1 pseudogene is annotated in these 451 nt (G+C 63.9%); it reads right to left on the bottom strand.

Annotation, left to right across the window (positions count from 1 at the left end):
* A pseudogene (locus IAE24_RS30005) lies at positions 1 to 451 on the bottom strand (hypothetical protein); the annotation flags it as partial.

Below are 451 nucleotides of genomic sequence, written 5' to 3'. Positions count from 1 at the left end.
TTCCCAAGCACCGGCTTGCGTGGAGATGTCCACCTTGTCTATGCCCTTGCCGGCAGCTGTCGTGATGGCCGTCAGATTCGTCGCCGCAGCCGTGCCGACCGTGATGGATGCTGTGGTGCCTGTAGTGCCCGTTGGAGCGGCAGTAGCGCGCAGATCGATCGTCGTGCCGTCCTCGCTGAGGAAGGCCGTCACGCCGGTGTCAGCGGTCTTGGCATTGATGGCGGCAATGGTGCGGCCCGTCAGCTCCGTCTGCGTTGCGTTGGGATCGGCCTCAATCGTGGCCACGGCCGAAGCGGTAGCTCCCTGGATGGTGATACTCACCGAAGCCGAAGTAACGGCTGCGGGCGTCACGGAAGTGCCGCTGATCGAACCCGTGCTGTAGGCAGAGTTACCCAGGTCAGCCACCTTCATGTTGGCCAGCGCGCCCACCGTGATGTTGTCGCCCGCATTC

Source organism: Delftia sp. S65 (assembly GCF_016516495.1).
GTDB lineage: Bacteria > Pseudomonadota > Gammaproteobacteria > Burkholderiales > Burkholderiaceae_C > Comamonas > Comamonas acidovorans.
The sequence above is the reverse complement of the archived record's forward strand: the minus strand, read 5'-3'. Positions and strand labels throughout refer to the sequence as shown.